The following is an 842-nucleotide window of genomic DNA, read 5'->3' on the forward strand; positions in this document are numbered from 1 at the left end:
CGTCGCGCGCAGCGCGGCCGCCCGCCGCGACCGGTCGTAGGCCGCGAACACGTCGATCGGGGCGGCCGCGGCGAGCGCACCGGCGAGCTCCCGGTCGAGGTGCACGGCATCGCTCCATCCGAGGTTCATGCCCTGCCCGCCGATCGGGCTGATCTCGTGCGCGGCGTCGCCGACGAGCACGACACGGCCCGAGGCCATCGGGTGGGCGACGTGCTGCGCCGCCACGAACGCGGTGGGCGTGGTCGCGGCATCCGTGTCGAACGACGAGCCGGTGCGGGACTCGACGACGGTCGCGACCGCTGCGGCGTCGAGCTCGGCGGGCTCGCGTCGGACCCGCGCGACCCAGCGTCGCCGGCCGCCCGGCAGAGGGAAGGACTCGACGACCCCCGCCGACTCGAAGTGCAGCAGCGCGGTCTCGGGCGCCCCCGTGTCGTCGCGCGTGTCGCACATGACGTACGACGCGCGGCCGCGACGCGGCTTCCAGTCTGCGCCGATCAGCGAGCGGATGCCGCTGCGCACGCCGTCGGCGCCGACGGCGTAGCGCGCCGGCACGTCCACCTGCGACTCGCCGTCGACCGCGTGCACCACGAGGTGCGTGCCACGGTCGGTGACGCCCGTGACCTCGACGCCGCGCCGGATCGAGACGGTCCGGGCGCTGTCGATCCGCTCCTCGAGGAGGGCCTCGACCTCGAGCTGCGGCAGGGAGTGCACCAGCCCGGAGCGGGGGAACTTCAGCCGGCCGAGCGTCCGCCCGTCGCACGTGACGCGGCCGTCGCGGATCACGACGGCCCGGCGGCGCACCTCGTCGCCGATGCCCGCGGCCGCGAGGGCGCGGAGCCCGG

Annotated in this window: 1 protein-coding gene; it reads right to left on the reverse strand. The window is 76.5% G+C overall.

Annotated features, from left to right (window positions below; all coding sequences use genetic code 11):
* Positions 1 to 842, reverse strand: an 842-nt coding sequence (locus tag ESO86_RS17805) for an FAD-dependent oxidoreductase (RefSeq protein WP_165308367.1), incomplete at both ends; no start/stop codon positions are given.

Source organism: Agromyces binzhouensis, from assembly GCF_004135055.1.
In the GTDB taxonomy this organism is placed as follows: domain Bacteria; phylum Actinomycetota; class Actinomycetes; order Actinomycetales; family Microbacteriaceae; genus Agromyces; species Agromyces binzhouensis.